17 protein-coding genes and 1 riboswitch are annotated in these 15,869 nt (G+C 69.7%); of the genes, 13 read left to right on the forward strand and 4 right to left on the reverse strand.

Annotation, left to right across the window (positions count from 1 at the left end):
* The first annotated feature begins 31 nt into the window (after positions 1-31).
* From ACWD0F_RS04000 to ACWD0F_RS04045, 10 genes are all read left to right on the forward strand, one after another.
* On the forward strand, positions 32-1,108 hold the full coding sequence (locus tag ACWD0F_RS04000) for a zinc-dependent metalloprotease (protein ID WP_449872407.1): 1,077 nt from the start codon (positions 32-34) through the stop codon (positions 1,106-1,108).
* A gap of 111 nt (positions 1,109-1,219) precedes the next feature.
* On the forward strand, positions 1,220-2,221 hold the full coding sequence (gene tilS, locus ACWD0F_RS04005; protein WP_449872408.1) for a tRNA lysidine(34) synthetase TilS: 1,002 nt from the start codon (positions 1,220-1,222) through the stop codon (positions 2,219-2,221).
* A 10-nt stretch (positions 2,222-2,231) separates the two neighbouring features.
* Entirely contained in the window at positions 2,232-2,783 is a 552-nt protein-coding gene (gene hpt, locus ACWD0F_RS04010; protein WP_449872409.1) for a hypoxanthine phosphoribosyltransferase, read from the forward strand.
* A gap of 238 nt (positions 2,784-3,021) precedes the next feature.
* Positions 3,022-5,016, forward strand: coding sequence for an ATP-dependent zinc metalloprotease FtsH (ftsH, locus tag ACWD0F_RS04015; RefSeq protein ID WP_449872410.1), 1,995 nt, complete (start codon positions 3,022-3,024; stop codon positions 5,014-5,016).
* Complete coding sequence (gene folE, locus ACWD0F_RS04020; RefSeq protein WP_449872411.1) at positions 5,013-5,591, forward strand: GTP cyclohydrolase I FolE; 579 nt, start codon at positions 5,013-5,015, stop codon at positions 5,589-5,591. The genes ftsH and folE overlap by 4 nt, the downstream gene beginning before the upstream one ends.
* Positions 5,592-5,657: 66 nt before the next feature.
* Positions 5,658-6,515 carry a dihydropteroate synthase gene (gene folP / locus ACWD0F_RS04025; protein ID WP_449872412.1) on the forward strand — a complete coding sequence of 286 codons (858 nt, stop codon included), beginning with the start codon at positions 5,658-5,660 and terminating at the stop codon, positions 6,513-6,515.
* On the forward strand, positions 6,512-6,958 hold the full coding sequence (locus ACWD0F_RS04030; protein ID WP_449872413.1) for a nuclear transport factor 2 family protein: 447 nt from the start codon (positions 6,512-6,514) through the stop codon (positions 6,956-6,958). Before folP ends, ACWD0F_RS04030 begins: the two co-directional genes overlap by 4 nt.
* Complete coding sequence (folB, locus tag ACWD0F_RS04035; protein WP_449872414.1) at positions 6,948-7,313, forward strand: dihydroneopterin aldolase; 366 nt, start codon at positions 6,948-6,950, stop codon at positions 7,311-7,313. Before ACWD0F_RS04030 ends, folB begins: the two co-directional genes overlap by 11 nt.
* A complete protein-coding gene (gene folK / locus ACWD0F_RS04040) occupies positions 7,310-7,813 on the forward strand; it encodes a 2-amino-4-hydroxy-6-hydroxymethyldihydropteridine diphosphokinase (protein ID WP_449872415.1) in 504 nt (167 codons plus the stop codon). Before folB ends, folK begins: the two co-directional genes overlap by 4 nt.
* Positions 7,810-8,265, forward strand: a complete 456-nt coding sequence (locus ACWD0F_RS04045; RefSeq protein ID WP_449872416.1) for a DUF3180 domain-containing protein — start codon at positions 7,810-7,812, stop codon at positions 8,263-8,265. The genes folK and ACWD0F_RS04045 overlap by 4 nt, the downstream gene beginning before the upstream one ends.
* Here the strand turns inward: ACWD0F_RS04045 and ACWD0F_RS04050 are convergent.
* Both ACWD0F_RS04050 and ACWD0F_RS04055 read right to left on the reverse strand, forming a co-directional pair.
* Entirely contained in the window at positions 8,262-9,356 is a 1,095-nt protein-coding gene (locus ACWD0F_RS04050) for an acyltransferase family protein (protein ID WP_449872417.1), read from the reverse strand. The two genes, ACWD0F_RS04045 and ACWD0F_RS04050, sit on opposite strands and share 4 nt — an antisense overlap.
* Complete coding sequence (locus ACWD0F_RS04055; protein WP_449872418.1) at positions 9,353-10,498, reverse strand: NADH-quinone oxidoreductase subunit D; 1,146 nt, start codon at positions 10,496-10,498, stop codon at positions 9,353-9,355. The genes ACWD0F_RS04050 and ACWD0F_RS04055 overlap by 4 nt, the downstream gene beginning before the upstream one ends.
* 123 nt (positions 10,499-10,621) lie before the next feature.
* Between ACWD0F_RS04055 and ACWD0F_RS04060 the strand changes: the two genes are divergently transcribed.
* Entirely contained in the window at positions 10,622-11,266 is a 645-nt protein-coding gene (locus tag ACWD0F_RS04060; RefSeq protein ID WP_449872419.1) for a DoxX family protein, read from the forward strand.
* A gap of 13 nt (positions 11,267-11,279) precedes the next feature.
* On the opposite strand, the gene ACWD0F_RS04065 is transcribed toward ACWD0F_RS04060, so the two are convergent.
* Positions 11,280-12,566 (reverse strand): aminotransferase class V-fold PLP-dependent enzyme, encoded by a 1,287-nt coding sequence (locus ACWD0F_RS04065; RefSeq protein ID WP_449872420.1) that lies wholly within the window; start codon positions 12,564-12,566, stop codon positions 11,280-11,282.
* A 43-nt stretch (positions 12,567-12,609) separates the two neighbouring features.
* Positions 12,610-12,725, reverse strand: a riboswitch (SAM riboswitch).
* Positions 12,726-12,851: 126 nt separating this feature from the next.
* On the opposite strand from ACWD0F_RS04065, the gene ACWD0F_RS04070 reads away from it, so the two are divergent.
* Positions 12,852-13,583 (forward strand): TerC family protein, encoded by a 732-nt coding sequence (locus ACWD0F_RS04070; RefSeq protein ID WP_449872421.1) that lies wholly within the window; start codon positions 12,852-12,854, stop codon positions 13,581-13,583.
* On the forward strand, positions 13,583-14,776 hold the full coding sequence (locus ACWD0F_RS04075; RefSeq protein WP_449872422.1) for a cytochrome P450: 1,194 nt from the start codon (positions 13,583-13,585) through the stop codon (positions 14,774-14,776). Before ACWD0F_RS04070 ends, ACWD0F_RS04075 begins: the two co-directional genes overlap by 1 nt.
* Here ACWD0F_RS04075 and ACWD0F_RS04080 read toward each other — a convergent pair.
* Positions 14,760-15,722 (reverse strand): SAM-dependent methyltransferase, encoded by a 963-nt coding sequence (locus tag ACWD0F_RS04080; RefSeq protein WP_449872423.1) that lies wholly within the window; start codon positions 15,720-15,722, stop codon positions 14,760-14,762. The two genes, ACWD0F_RS04075 and ACWD0F_RS04080, sit on opposite strands and share 17 nt — an antisense overlap.
* Between the last annotated feature and the right edge of the window lie 147 nt (positions 15,723-15,869).

The following is a 15,869-nucleotide window of genomic DNA, read 5'->3' on the forward strand; positions in this document are numbered from 1 at the left end:
GCCTCGACCAGAACCACGTACGGTGGACGGTATGCAGGTGATCGACTGGGATCTGGCCGTCACGACCGGTACGCGCCTGGTGCGCCCCGGTCCTCAGGTGAGCCGGGAGGAGGCCAGGCAGGCCGTCACCGAGCTCCGCACCCTGTCGCGTGAGGCCGAGGGCCACGTGCGCGAGTTCACGAAAATCCATACAGAGGCGGCGCCGCAGCCCGCGAGCATCGTCGACCGGCCGGGCTGGATCAAGGCCAACGTCGAGGGCTTCCGCGTGGTGCTGGAGCCGCTGACGCAGCGCATAGGCAGTGGCCCCAACCAGCCGCCGGCCATCGTCACGGCCGTGGGCTCCCGCATCACGGGCGTGGAGGTCGGGGCGGTCCTGGCCTTCCTGTCCTCGCGGGTGCTGGGGCAGTACGAGCTGTTCCTCCCGCCCGACCCGACGGGTCAGGAGGCGGCCGGCCGGCTGACCCTCGTGGCCCCCAACATCGTCCACGCCGAGCGCGAGATGGGCGTCGACCCGCACGACTTCCGCCTGTGGGTCTGCCTCCACGAGGAGACGCACCGGGTGCAGTTCACCGGGGTGCCGTGGTTGCGCGAATACGTGCGCTCGCAGATGACCGAGTTCCTGCTCGCCTCCGACCTCGACCTGCCCACCCTGCTCGAACGCCTTCGCACCGCCGCCGACACGGTGGCCGAGGTGGTGCGCGGCGGCGAGGGCAGCCTGATCGACGCCATCCAGTCGCCGCAGCAGAAGGAGATCCTCGACCGCCTGACGGCCGTGATGACCCTCGTGGAAGGCCACGGCGACTACGTCATGGACGCGGTGGGCCCGTCGGTGGTGCCCTCGGTGGCCGACATCCGCGCCAAGTTCGCCCACCGGCGCGAGGGCGGCTCCCGGCTCGACCGCACGGTGCGGCGGCTGCTGGGGATCGAGGTCAAGATGAAGCAGTACGCCGAGGGCTCCGCCTTCGTGCGCACCGTGGTCGAGCGGGTGGGGATGGACGGCTTCAACAAGATCTGGACCTCTCCCGAGTCGTTGCCCACGATCTCGGAGATCGCCGACCCGGACGCCTGGATCAGCCGCGTCATCGGCACCCCGGCGCTCCCGGCCTGACCCTTCCGAGCGCCCGCCACCTGGGCGCTCTCCCGCCGCCCCGGCCGGGCGCGCCCAGAAAGGGCCGCCCGTCGGGGGCGCTGGCCGCGCGAGCGGCGGGGACCCGCGACAATGGCATCCGTGGGCCCACATCCAGCCGTAGCCGACGTCCGCCGGGCAGTGCGCGAAGCCCTGGGGGACCTGGACCACGACGCGCTGGTCCTGGCCGCCTGCAGCGGCGGAGCCGACTCCCTGGCCCTGGCGGCGGCCCTGGCGTTCGTGGCCCCCAGGATGGGACTGCGCGCCGGCCTGCTCACCGTGGACCACCGGCTCCAGCCCGGCTCGGCCGGCCGGGCGGGCACGGTGCTCGCCCAGGCGTCCGGACTCGGCCTCACCCCGGCGGAGATCCTCACCGTCACGGTCGGCACGGCGGGCGGCCCGGAAGCCGCGGCGAGAGACGCCAGATACGCCGCACTGGCGCAGGCCGCCGACCGGCTCCAGGCGGTCACGGTCCTCCTCGGCCACACCAGGGACGACCAGGCCGAGACGGTCCTCCTCGGCCTGGCCCGAGGCAGCGGCCCCCGTTCGCTCTCCGGCATGGCCGCGCGGGCCGGCCGCTACCGCCGCCCGTTCCTCGCCATCCCCAGGTCCACCACGGTCCAGGTCTGCGAGGCGCTCGGCCTCACGCCCTGGGACGACCCGCACAACGCGGACCCCCGCTACACGCGGGTCCGCGTGCGCGGCAGGGTCCTGCCCGTCCTGGAGGAGGAGCTCGGCCCGGGGGTGGCGCAGGCGCTCGCGAGGACCGCGGGGATGGCCCGCGAGGATGCCGACGCCCTCGATCAGTGGGCCGAATCGGCATTCCAGGATTGCGCTCTTAGCGATATCGACGGCCCGACGACCCTCGCCGTACCGGAGCTGGAGAAGCTGCCCGACGCCGTCAGGCGGCGGGTGCTGCGGCGAGCCGCCATCGCCGCCGGAGCCCCGTCCGGAGCCCTCTCGGCCACGCACGTGCTGGCCGTGGATCGGCTGGTCACGCGGTGGCACGGGCAGAAGGCGGTCGACCTGCCGGGGGGTCTGACCGCTGTCCGGCGGTATGGCACCCTGATACTCGCCATCAGTCCTATCGCGTAAGGAACCACACGTGGACGCTGCCGACATGGGCAAGGACCTTGAGCGGGTTCTCATTCCGGAGGACGAGCTCCAGGCCAAGATCAAAGAGCTTGCCGGGCGGATCGACGAGGATTACGCGGGCCAGGACGTCCTGCTCGTGGGCGTGTTGAAGGGCGCCGTCATGGTGATGGCCGACATGGCCAGGGCCTTGCACGTGCCTGTGCAGATGGACTGGATGGCGGTGTCGTCCTACGGCGCGGGCACCAAGTCCTCCGGCGTGGTGCGCGTGCTGAAAGACCTGGACACCGACATCCTCAACCGCCACGTGCTGATCGTCGAGGACATCATCGATTCGGGCCTGACGCTGCACTGGCTGCTGGAAAACCTGAAGTCCCGCAATCCGGCCTCGCTGGAGATCTGCACCGCGCTCCGCAAACCCGACGCGCTCAAGGTGCCGATCGAGGTGAAATACGTCGGGTTCGACATTCCCAACGAGTTCGTCATCGGTTACGGGCTCGACTACGCGGAGCGATACCGCAACCTGCCGTTCATCGGCACTCTCGCGCCGCACGTATATAAGTAGCGTTTCCGGGCTGGCCGGGAACATCGCCCTACGTGACGTACGTTGATAGGGCAAGACCGGTGTAGCGGGCGGGTCCCTCCGTCTCCTGTGCCGGTGTACCTTCAGACTTCGGGAGGGTGACCTAGCGTCCCCTTCGGGTAGTCAGAAGTCGCGGTGTCGGATGCCGCGGCCCCGGGGTTTCCCGGGGTTTCCAGGCCATGGTCAGGAAGGGACGGGCCCGCAAGGGGTTCCGCATCGGATGGATCTCAAGCGATTTACACGTGGGCCACTGCTGTGGATCCTGGGCATCGTCGTGCTGCTCCTGCTCGTCACTCAGCTCTGGAGTGGTGGCGGCAATTACAAGCAGGCCGACACGTCCCTGGTTCTTCAGCAGATTCGCGCCGGAAATGTCAGCAACGCCGTGGTCACGGACAAGGACAACCGGATCCAGTTGACGCTCGTCAACCCGGTCACGGTCAAGCCCGGTGACACGCCGACCAAGATGATCCAGTCTGATTGGGTCACCGGTTATGGCAGCAAGCTGACCGATGAGCTGCAGGCACAGGTCGAGGCAGGCAAGACCAAGAGCTTCAACACCGAGGTGCCGAAGGAAAACTTCCTGGTCAGCATCCTGATCAGCTTCCTTCCCATCGTCATCATCGTCCTCATCTTCCTGTTCATCATGAACCAGATGCAGGGCGGCGGCTCCCGGGTGATGAACTTCGGCAAGTCGAAGGCCAAACTCATCACCAAGGACACCCCCAAGACGACGTTCGCCGACGTCGCGGGCGCTGACGAGGCCATCGAGGAGCTCCAGGAGATCAAGGAGTTCCTGCAGGCCCCGGCCAAGTTCCAGGCGATCGGCGCCAAGATCCCCAAGGGCGTGCTGCTGTACGGCCCGCCCGGCACCGGCAAGACCCTGCTGGCCCGCGCGGTCGCGGGTGAGGCCGGCGTGCCGTTCTACTCGATCTCCGGTTCCGACTTCGTCGAGATGTTCGTCGGCGTCGGCGCCTCGCGGGTCCGCGACCTGTTCGAGCAGGCGAAGGCCAACGCTCCGGCGATCATCTTCATCGACGAGATCGACGCCGTCGGCCGTCACCGCGGCGCCGGCCTGGGCGGCGGTCACGACGAGCGTGAGCAGACCCTCAACCAGCTCCTCGTCGAGATGGACGGCTTCGACGTCAAGGGCGGCGTGATCCTCATCGCCGCGACCAACCGGCCCGACATCCTCGACCCGGCGCTGCTGCGTCCGGGCCGGTTCGACCGGCAGGTCACCGTCGACCGTCCCGACCTGGAGGGCCGTAAGGGCATCCTCAAGGTCCACGGCCGCGGCAAGCCGTTCGCGCCCGACGTCGACCTCGACGTCATCGCGCGCCGGACCCCTGGGTTCACCGGCGCCGACCTGGCCAACGTGATCAACGAGGCCGCCCTGCTCACCGCGCGGGCCGACCAGAAGCTGATCTCGATGGAGCTCCTCGAGGAGTCGATCGACCGTGTCATGGCCGGGCCCGAGCGCAAGTCGCGGGTCATGTCGGACAAGGAAAAGAAGATGATCGCCTACCACGAGGGCGGTCACGCGCTGGTGGCGCACGCGCTGCCCAACTCCGACCCGGTTCACAAGATCACGATCCTGTCCCGCGGCCGCGCCCTCGGTTACACGATGACGTTGCCGATGGAGGACAAGTTCCTGGCCACCAGGTCGGAGATGATGGACCAGCTCGCGATGTTGCTCGGCGGCCGCGCGGCGGAGGAGCTCGTCTTCCACGAGCCCACCACCGGCGCCTCCAACGACATCGAGAAGGCCACGGCCGTCGCCCGCCGCATGGTGGTCGAATACGGCATGAGCGAGCAGCTGGGCGCGCGCAAGTTCGGCAGCGGCAACGCCGAGGTGTTCCTGGGCCGTGAGATGGGCCACGAGCGCGACTACTCCGAGAAGATCGCCTCCACGATCGACGAGGAGGTCCGCCGGATGATCGAGACGGCGCACGACCAGGCGTGGGACATCCTGGTCGAATACCGCGACGTGCTCGACAACCTGGTCCTGGAGCTCATGGAGAAGGAGACCCTCTCCCGCGACCAGGTGCTGGGCATCTTCGAGCCCGTGGTGATCAGGGCGCACCGCCCGTCCTACGCGGGTTACGGCAAGCGCCTCCCCTCCGACCGCCCGCCCATCCTGACCCCGAAGGAGCAGTCGGCCAACGGCTCGCTCGGCATGGGACATCAGGACGCTCTTCCCTCGGGGGACCCTGCGTGACGCATTACGACGTGGATTCGGGACGGATCGAGAAGGCCGTGCGCGAGATCCTCTACGCCATCGGCGAGGATCCCGACCGCGACGGCCTCCTCGACACGCCCTCCCGCGTCGCCAGGGCGATGGCCGAGCAGTTCTCCGGGCTCGGCCAGACCCCTGAAGACGTGCTCAACAAGGTGTTCGACGTCGATCACGACGAGATGGTGCTGATCAGGGACATCGAGGTCTACTCGACCTGCGAGCACCACCTGGTCCCGTTCCACGGGGTGGCCCACGTCGGCTACATCCCCAACGAGCGCGGCCAGGTGACGGGTCTGTCCAAGCTGGCCCGCCTGGTCGACGTGTTCGCCCGCCGGCCCCAGGTCCAGGAGCGCATGACGTCCCAGATCGCGGACGCGCTCATGCGGGTGCTGGAGCCGCGCGGGGTGATCGTGGTGGTCGAGGCCGAGCATCTGTGCATGACGATGCGGGGCGTCCGCAAACCGGGCGCCAAGACCGTGACCTCGGCGGTCCGCGGCGACTTCCGGACCAGCGACAAGACCCGCTCCGAGGCGATGGCGCTGATCATCCGCCGGTGAGGATCGTTATCTCCAACTGGGGACCCGAGATGTCAGCAGGTGTGGGGGAGCGCCTAGGCTTGGCCCATGACTAGCGTGCCCATCAACGTGCCGGGTGGTGCGGAGCGGTGCCTTGTCATGGGTGTGGTCAATGTGACCCCGGACTCGTTCTCCGACGGCGGCCTGTGGTTCGACGAGGCGGCCGCGATCAGGCATGGCCTCGCGCTCGTCGAGGAGGGCGCCGACATCGTCGACGTGGGCGGTGAGTCCACCCGCCCCGGCTCGGCCCGCGTGTCGCTGGAGGAGGAGCTGGCCCGGGTCGTCCCGGTGATCGCGGCGCTCGACGCCGAGGGCGTGGCGGTCAGCGTCGACACGATGCGGGCCGAGGTCGCCAAGGCGGCGGTCGAGGCGGGAGCCCGGCTGGTCAACGACGTGAGCGGCGGCTTGGCCGACCCCGAGATGCCGCGCGTGGTCGCGGCCACCGGCGTCCGTTATGTGGTCATGCACTGGCGGGGCCACAGCCATGACATGTATTCCCGCGCGGTCTACGCCGACGTGGTCACCGAGGTGCGCGAGGAGCTGGGCAAACGCGTCGATCTGGTGCTGGCCGAAGGCGTCACGGAGGAGCAGATCGTGCTCGACCCGGGCCTCGGCTTCGCCAAGAACGCCGAGCACAACTGGGCGCTGCTGGCCGGGATCCCGCAGCTCACCGAGATGGGCTTCCCGTTGCTCATCGGGGCGTCGCGCAAGCGGTTCCTGGGGCGGCTGCTGGCCGATCCCGACGGCACACCACGGCCGTTCAGCCGCAGCGACGACGCCACGCTGGCCGTGACCGCGCTGGCCGCGCACGCGGGGGCCTGGTGCGTGCGCGTCCACGAGGTAGGTCCCAACGCCGATGCCGTGCGCGTGGCGGCCGCATGGAAAAGAGCCGGAGCCAACACATGAGCGTCGACACGTCCGCGATCGAGACGGTCAACCAGGAGTTCTACACGGCGATAGAGAACGCCAATCTCGACAAGATGACCGAGATCTGGGCCGAGGACGCCGCCGACGAGCAGGTGAGCTGCGTACATCCGGGCTGGACGCTGCTGACGGGCCGGTCGGAGGTGTTGCGGTCGTGGGCGCTGATCATGGCCAACACCACCTACATCCAGTTCGTGCTGACCGACGTCAACACGACCGTGCTGGGCGACGTGGCCGTCCTCACCTGTGTGGAGAACATCCTCACGGCCGGCGAGGAGGGTGAGTCCAGCTTCGCCGCGGGCAAGGTGGTGGCCAGCAACGTCTACCTCCGCACGTCGCAGGGCTGGCGGTTGTGGATGCACCACGGCTCGCCGGTGCTCCAGGGAGACGACGACGAGGAGGAGGAAGGCGAGCTTGAGCACTGATCGCATCGTCCTCAAGGGCCTGCGGGCCAGGGGGAGACACGGTGTGCTCGCGGCCGAGCGGGAGCTCGGGCAGGAGTTCGTGGTGGACGCGACGCTTTACCTCGACACCGCGCCGGCGGCGGCCACCGACGACCTCTCCAAGACCGTGCACTACGGCGAGCTGGCGCAGGCGCTGGCCGACGTGGTCGCGGGCGAGCCCGTGGAGCTGATCGAGACGCTCGCGCAGCGCCTGGCCGACGTGTGCCTGGCCAGCGAGCTGGTGCGCAAGGCCGAGGTGAGCGTGCACAAACCGGCGGCGCCCATCCCGCTGCCGTTCGACGACGTGGTCGTGACTATCGAGCGGAGCCGCGCATGAAGGTCGTCCTCGCTCTGGGCAGCAATCTCGGGCAACGGTTCCAGACGCTGCAGGGCGCCGTGGACACGCTGTTCGACGCGCCCGGGCTGGAGTTCGTCAAGGCGTCCCCCGTCTATGAGACCGATCCGGTCGGCGGGCCCCCCGGCCAGGACCCCTATCTGAACGCGGTCGTGATCGCCGAGTCCGCCCTCCCCCCGCGCACGCTGCTGGAGCGGGCCCTGAGCGTCGAGAACGCCTTCGGGCGGGTCCGCGCCGAGTTGTGGGGGCCGCGCACCCTCGACGTCGACCTGATCGTCGTGGGCGACACCTTCTGCACCGACCTCGACCTGACGCTGCCGCATCCGCGCGCGCACGAACGCGCCTTCGTGCTCGTGCCGTGGTCAGACGTCGATCCCGAGGGCGCGGTACCCGGTCGCGGCGTGGTCACCGAGCTGCTCGAAGGGCTCGACAGGCACGGCGTGCGCCGCCGCGACGACCTGAGACTGCAGAGGCCCGATTGAGGCCCACCCACCCCGGCCGCCTGGCCGGCATCCTCGTCATCGTCGCGCTGCTGACGTGGGCGCTGCTCACGCGCGTCTACTCCGACCTGCCGCTCATGCCGTGGACCGCGATCCCGACCGTGCTGCTGCTGGCCATCGGCGAGGGCTACAGCGCCTGGGCGACCAAGGCCAGGATCGCCAGAAAGCCGGACACCAAGCCGGTGGAGCCGCTGGCCGTGGCCCGGCTGGCGGCCCTGGCGAAGGCGTCGGCCTACGCGGGGGCGGCGTTCGGCGGGGTGTTCGCCGGATTCGCCCTCTACACGGTGCAGATCCTCGACCGGGAGACGCCACGGCAGGAGTTCTTCATCGCGACGGGCTCCTTCGTGTCCTGCGTGGTGCTGATCTGCGCCGCCCTCTACCTGGAGAACGCCTGCCGCATCCCGAAGGACCCCGACGAGCCCCGGTCCGACTAGCCGCGCTCCGAAGCCGCCGGCTCGGGCGTCCGGCGCCGGCCGAAGAGGTAGATGACCGGCAGGGTGCAGATCAGCGGGCCGACGATGGCGATGGGCCGCTCCAGCCACCAGGTGAGGTCCGGCGGGATCTTGGTGTCCAGTGAGCCCAGCAGCCACCACGACAACCCCAGGGCGATGGCCATGCCGGTGGTGTGGAAGAGGAACAACGGCAGCGCGTACCGGTTGATGAAGGCGTTCACCCGGCGCCAGCGGGGCCGCTCCAGCACCCGCTCCATCGACGGGCGCAGCACCTCCACCAGCCCGATCTGGAACAGCAGCAGGGCCACGATCACGAACGTGGGCGGCGCCATGTTGGACCACTTGTCGCCGGGCACGCCCACCATCGAGCCCGGGTAGACGCCGGAGTAGACCAGCCCGAACAGCGCGAACAGGCCGGTCCAGAGCAGGGCGACGTCATAGCGCCTGGGCAGGATGACGACCCGCTCGTAGAAGAAGCCGGCCTGGTGGGCCAGGCCCCAGATGAGGATCATGTTGAGCCAGCCCGCCCCGTCGAGCCCGTACCGGAAGCGCAGGACGTCGACCACCAGGGACGCGCCGCCGAGCCAGATCAGGGCCAGGACGTCGTAGCGCCGGTGCAGCCACAGGGCCACCGGCAGCAGCGCGATCAGCACCAGGTAGACGCCGAGGAACCAGAGCGGGCTGAGGACGAGCAGCACGACCCGCCACATCCAGTCGACGCCGGACACGTACGTGACCACGGCCCCGATGGCGACCCACACGCCGGACAGGAAGAGCGCGGGTAACGACAACGCGCGGATGCGCCGCCAGACGAACGCCCCGATGCCGACCCCGCGCTGCTTGGCCCGGTGCCAGGACAGCAGGTGCACGTGGCCGCCGACGTAGAAGAACAGCGGCAGCACCTGCAGCAGCCAGGTGAGGATCCACAGGCCCGAGGTGAAGCCCAGCGGGCTGGTGGGCTCGGGGCCGTGGTCCTTCCACTCCAGGATCGTGAACGCCCAGTGCCAGACGACCACGACGATCAGGCTCAGGGCGCGGAGCCAGTCGACGTACTTGTCGCGTTCGGCGGTCACTTGTCGATGTCACCCACGACGAAGAACATCGAGCCGAGGATGGCCACCATGTCGGCGACCAGATGGCCGGGCAACATCTCGCGCAGCACCTGGATGTTGTTGTAGGAGGCCGAGCGGAGCTTGAGCCGCCACGGGGTCTTGTCGCCCTTGGAGACGAGGTAGTAGCCGTTGATGCCGAGCGGGTTCTCGGTCCACGCGTACGTGTGCCCCTCGGGCACCTTGAGCACCTTCGGCAACCGCTGGTTGATCGGCCCAGGAGGCAGCGAGCGCAGGCGTTCGACGCAGGCGTCGGCCAGGTCGAGCGAGACCTTGAGCTGCTCCATGAGCACCTCGAAGCGGGAATGGCAGTCGCCGGCGCTCCGGGTGACGACCCTGACCGGCAACTCGGAGTAGGCGAGGTAGGGGTCGTCGCGGCGCAGGTCGAAGTCGACGCCGGAGGCACGGGCGATGGGGCCGCTGGCGCCGTACTGCATGATCTGCTCGCGGGAGAGCACGCCCACGCCCTTCGTCCTGGCGACGAAGATCTCGTTGTGCAGGATGAGGTTCTCGATGTCGGGCACGCGGCGGCGGGTCTCCGCGACCGCCTCCGCCACCCGGTCGAGCCAGCCCAGCGGCAGGTCCTCCTTGAGCCCCCCGACGCGGTTGAACATGTAGTGCATGCGCCCGCCGGAGATCTCCTCCATGACGGCCTGGATGCGCTCACGCTCGTTGAAGGAGTAGAACAGCGGCGTGATCGCGCCCAGCTCCAGGGGATAGGAGCCGAGGAACATCAGGTGGTTGAGCACCCGGTTGAGCTCGGCCAGCAGCGTACGCGCCCACACGGCCCGCACCGGCGGCTCCATGCCCAGCAGACGCTCGGCGGCCAGCACCACGCCCAGCTCGTTCGCGAACCCCGACAACCAGTCGTGCCGGTTGGCCAGCATGATGATCTGACGGTAGTCGCGGACCTCGAACAACTTCTCCGCGCCGCGGTGCATGTAGCCGATGATCGGCTCCGCACTGGCGATGCGCTCGCCGTCGAGGGTCAGCCGGAGCCGCAGCACGCCGTGCGTCGACGGGTGTTGCGGGCCGATGTTGAGGATCATGTCCTCGGTGGCCAGCTCTTTCGCGCCCGCCCCGATTCCGACCACACGTTCCGTCATAGCGGCCATGCTGCCACCGTCGCGGGTGGTGATCCAGTACGGGGCATGGTCAAGGAATGTTATGGCAGCGCATCCCGAAGCCGGACAGGGGGAGGAATACCTGGAACGGGGGGAGAAAACACCATGAAGAGAGTTCTGTTTGATATCGCGGCCCTGATCGCGCGAATCGTGACAGGCGTGATCTTCGTTGCGCACGGCTGGCAGAAGTGGCAGGGCGGTCTGGGGGCCACGACGCAGGGGTTCAGGGAGATGGGGATCCCGATGCCCGAGCTCGCCGCCGGGTTCGCGACCGTGGTCGAGACCGTCGGCGGCATCTTCTTGATCCTCGGGCTGCTGGTCCGGCCGGTGGCCTTGCTGCTGCTGATCAACATGCTCGGGGCGATCGCGTTCGTGCACTGGGGGCACGGCTTGCTGGCCGCTGACAACGGCTGGGAGTTCCCCGGCGCGCTGGCGGCGCTCAGCCTGCTGTTCCTGGCGCTCGGCGGCGGACGGATCGGGCTCGACGGCCTCTTCCGCTCGGTCTTCCGGCGGCGCGCCGAGCGCAGGGCGGCCGAGGAGGACCTGGCCGCCCACGCGCCACGCACGTCGGCGCACACCGGCGGTCCCATGACGCCGGCGCGGCCGGCCACGGCGGAGGCGACACCGGAGGTGCCGAGGCAGCCGACGGAGCCCAGGTCGTCCGGCAAGCTCAACGACGAGGACATGCGGGACATCGACGCCCTGGTGTCCGACGAGCCGCAGAAGCCTCCGAAGCCGCCGAACCGCTGATAAAAGCTCGGGCTCAGCGGGCGACGAGGTCGCGCAGTGCCTCGATCAGCCGGTCCACGTGCTCCTGCGTGCTCCCGATGCCGATCGAGGCCCGGACCGCGGAGGCGGTGTCGTCCTCGCAACCCCCATCGCTCTCACCGAGCAGGTGCCGGACGAACGGATGCGCGCAGAACTTCCCGTCCCGCACGCCGATGCCGTACTCGCCGGACAACACCTCGGCCACCGCGCGGGCCGAGTGCCCGTCCACCGTGAACGAGACGATGCCGACCCGCGGATGGTCGTCCCCCCACAACGACAGCTCGTGCACACCCTCGATCGAGGCCAGCCCTGACCGCAGCCGGGCGATCAGCCGCTCCTCCTCGCGCACCAGCTCGGTCCAGCCGGTGGCGGTGAGGGCGTCGCAGGCGGCGGCCAGCGCGATGGCGCCCAGGACGTTCGGGGTGCCCGCCTCGTGCCGCGGCTCGGGGTCGTCGTGCCACTCGACGGTGTCGGTCACGGCCCGCACGGCGCCGCCGCCCTTGAGGTACGGCTCGCCGTCGGCCAGCCAGTCCCGCCGCCCGATCAGCACTCCCGCCCCGAAGGGCGCGTACAGCTTGTGGCCGGAGAAGGCCACGTAGTCGAGGTCGAGCGCGGTCAGGTTGAGCCGCCGGTGCGGTACGAGCTGCGCGGCGTCCACCAGGATCCTGGCCCCGTGCCGATGCGCGATGTGGGCCAGGGCGGCGATGGGCCACAACTCGCCGGTGACGTTGGAGGCGGCGGTGACCACGAGCAGCTTCGGCCCGTCGATCCCGGCCAGCGCCTCGTCGGCGGCGCGCACGGCCTCGCCGGGGAAGGCGGGCGGCGCCAGGCGCACGGACGTGCCCCAGGGCAGCAGCGAGGCATGGTGCTCGGTGTCGAAGACCACGGCCGTCGTGCCCTCGGGCAGGCAGCGGGCCAGGAGGTTCGTGGCGTCGGTGGTGTTGCGGGTGAAGATGACGGCGTCGTCGGGGCGGGCGCCGACGAAGGCCCTGACCGTGTGGCGGGCCTGCTCGTACCGGGCGGTGGTGAGCTGGGAGGCGTAGCCCGCGCCGCGGTGGACGCTGGAGTAGGCCGGGAGCGCGGCGGCGACGGCGGCGCTGACCGGCTCCAGACAGGGGGCGCTGGCGGCGTAGTCGAGGTTGGCGTAGCCGACCAGCCTGCCGCCCTTGACCGGGACCTCCAGGTCGGCGCCGAGCACGGCCGGGATCGGCCGGCTCGTGACGGCGGAGGTCTCTTCCGCGGCCTGGGCGGGAGCGGAGCTGAAGATCGTCAGAGTGGACACGGCGCATCTCCTCGGGGGTCATCGGACCCCTGGTGCAGCCATGGGCCCGCGCTTGCCCGCCGCATCGCACGACGGACCAGGTCCTCACCCGGGGCACCCCGCCGCGGACGCGAGGGTTGCCGGCCAGCTAGCCGGGGCTTGTCGCTGGCACTCATGACCTACGACGGCACTATAACCCGACGTCTGGGACAAAAAGCAAGTCGGCGAACTTATGTGTCTTCTGGCTCGTTGCTACCGGGAAACCGCCCGGCCACATGTCATGGAGGTACGCAGATGCTGGATTGGGTGACCGACCCACAGATCTGGATCGGTTTCTTCACCCTGGTCGCCCTGGAGATCGTGCTGGGGATCGACAACATCATCTTCATCTCCATCCTGGCCGGGAAGCTCCCTCCAGAGCAGCGGGACAGGGCCCGCGTCATGGGACTGGCCGCCGCGCTCGTCAGCCGGCTGCTCCTGCTGCTCGCCCTGTCGTGGGTGGTGCGGCTCACCGAGCCCCTCTTCGGGGTCTTCGGCCACGAGATATCGGGACGCGACCTGATCCTGCTGCTCGGCGGCCTGTTCCTGCTGGCCAAGAGCGTCACGGAGATCGGCCACAGCATGGACGCCCCGCAGGGCAAGGACGGCGCGAAGGCCGCCGCCGCCTCGTTCGTCTCGGTGATCCTGCAGATCATGGTGCTGGACGTCGTCTTCTCGCTCGACTCGGTCATCACCGCCGTGGGCATGGTGGACGAGCTCGGCGTGATGATCGCGGCCGTCGTGGTGGCGGTCGTGGTGATGTTGTTCGCCTCCGGCCCGATCAGCAGGTTCGTGGACGCGCATCCGAGCATCAAGATGCTGGCGCTGGCGTTCCTGGTGCTGATCGGCGTGGTCCTCATCGCCGAGGGCCTGGACCAGCACATCCCCAAGGGCTACATCTACTTCGCGATGGCCTTCTCGGTCATCGTGGAGCTGCTGAACATCCGGATGCGCGGCAGGCATGCCCAACCACAGGATGACCCTCCTACTATGAAATAGTGCGCTTCGACCCCTGGAATCCGGATTTTGCTGCTCACCCGTACCGGATCTATGACGAGTTGCGGCGCGAGGCGCCGGTTAGCTACTTCGAGCCGTCGAACCAGTGGCTGATCTCGCGCCACGCCGACGTGAACGCCCTGCTCAGGGACCGCCGCCTGGGCAGGTCCTACCTGCACGTGGCCACCCACGAGGAGTTCGGCCGGGAGCCTGAGCCGGACTTCCAGGAGCCGTTCTGGCGGGTGAGCAGGACGGGCATGCTCGACGTCGAGCCGCCCCTGCACACCAGGCTGCGCAGGCTGGTCTCCAAGGCCTTCACGCCGCGCATGGTCGAGTCGCTTCGCCCGCGCGTGCGCGCCATCGCCGAGGGCCTGATCGACGCGTACGTCGAGAAGGGCGGCGGCGACCTCATCGCCGAGGTCGCCGAGCCGCTGCCGGTGACGGTGATCGCCGAGATGCTCGGCATCCCCGACCAGGACCGCCATCTGCTGCGCCCCTGGTCGGCGGACATGTGCGGCATGTACGAGCTCAACCCGCCCCTGGAGGCCCAGCACAAGGCGGTCCGCGCGGCCTCGGAGTTCTCCGACTACCTCAAGGTCCTGGCCAGGGAGCGGGCCGCGAGCCCGGGCGAGGACCTGATCAGCGCGCTGACCCAGATCGACGAGCTGACCGAGGACGAGCTGTCGGGCACCTGCGTGCTGCTGCTCAACGCCGGCCACGAGGCCACTGTGAACGTGACGGGCAACGGCTGGTGGGGCCTGCTCAGGAACCCCGCCGAGCTCGCCCGGCTGCGCGCGGACCGCTCGCTGCTGCCGACGGCGATCGAGGAGCTGATGCGCTGGGACACGCCGCTGCAGATGTTCGAGCGCTGGGTGCTGGAGGACATCGAGGTCCACGGCGTGCCGATCCCGCGTGGCTCGGAGGTGGCGCTGCTGTTCGGCTCGGCAAACCGGGACCCGGCGGCCTTCGACGACCCGGACCGGCTCGACGTGGGCCGGGCCGACAATCCGCACATCTCCTTCGGAGCCGGCATTCACTTCTGCCTCGGGGCGCCGCTGGCCAGGATCGAGCTCATGGAGTCGTTCGGCGCGCTGCTGGACCGGGCGCCCAAGCTGGAGCTCCGGCAGCAGCCCGCCTGGAAGCCCAACTACGTCATCCGGGGCCTGCAGGCGCTGGAGCTCACCGTCGCTGGCTGAGCCAGCCGAAGCCGCCGAGCCCCGCCGGATCGATCAGCTCGCCCTCCTCCGAGGCTCGGGCGAGGGCCCGCAGATAGCCCCGCGGATCGGTGCGCGCCAGCTCGATGGGCGGGCGCGCGCCGAAGAGCCCCAGAGCCCGGAGCGCGTCACGCTGTGTGGACAAGGTTGTGGATATCGCACCGGCCCGCCGCCCGGCCTCCGCGCACGCGTCGAGCGCCACATGAGCGGTGATGTCGCAGGTCCCGTCGGGTACGGCGGCGACGACCGACCCGTCGCGGTATCCGGTGACCGTCCCGTGGCGCGGCCGGTTATCCACAGGGTGTGCATAATCCACGGCGATCGCCCGCCCCCTGGTGAGGCGGCCGAGGACCGAGGCCCACGCCTCGTCGCGCGGCCGGCCGATCTCCGCGCGCGAGCCCACGCAGGACAGCGGCCACCACCGGTCGAGCCAGGCCCGGTCGCCCGGCCGTGGCGGCTCGCCGAGGCGCTCCGCGCCCGTGCGGGCGTCGACCATCACCAGCCGGGGCCCGTCGGGCGTCTGCTCCACCACGTCGAGCGGCACGTTGTCGAGCCACTCGTTGGCGATGGCCAGCCCGGTGATCTCGGCGGGCAGGCTCGCCGTCCAGTCGATCCGCTCGGGCAGCCCCTCGGGCCTGGGGGAGAGGTCCACGGCGGTGACGCGCAGCCGCTCGCGCAGCGCGGGCGCGGCGGCGGCCAGCACCTGGGCGATCAGCAGGCCGTCGCCCGCGCCGATGTCGACCAGGTCGAGCGTCTCGGGACCGCCGAGCTCGGCGTCCACCTCCGCCAGCAGCGCCAGGACCGCGCCGGCGAACGCGGACGAGGCGCTGACCGAGGTCCTGAAGTGGCCTGACGGGCGTTCGCGAAGGTAGAAACCGGTCTCGCCGTACAGCGCGCGCTCCGTCGCGGCGCGCCAGGTGAGCCACATCCCAGGACTATCTCACGTCTCCGGACGGGCACGCACCGTCATCGCTTGGCTACTCTTTGTCGTCAACATGGGATAACGTTGACTCAGTGTCATCGACTGGTCGCTTTCCGCCAACCCCCAAGTAGCGGACCCCGATCAAGCCGAGCA

This window comes from Nonomuraea sp. NPDC002799 (assembly GCF_053592075.1).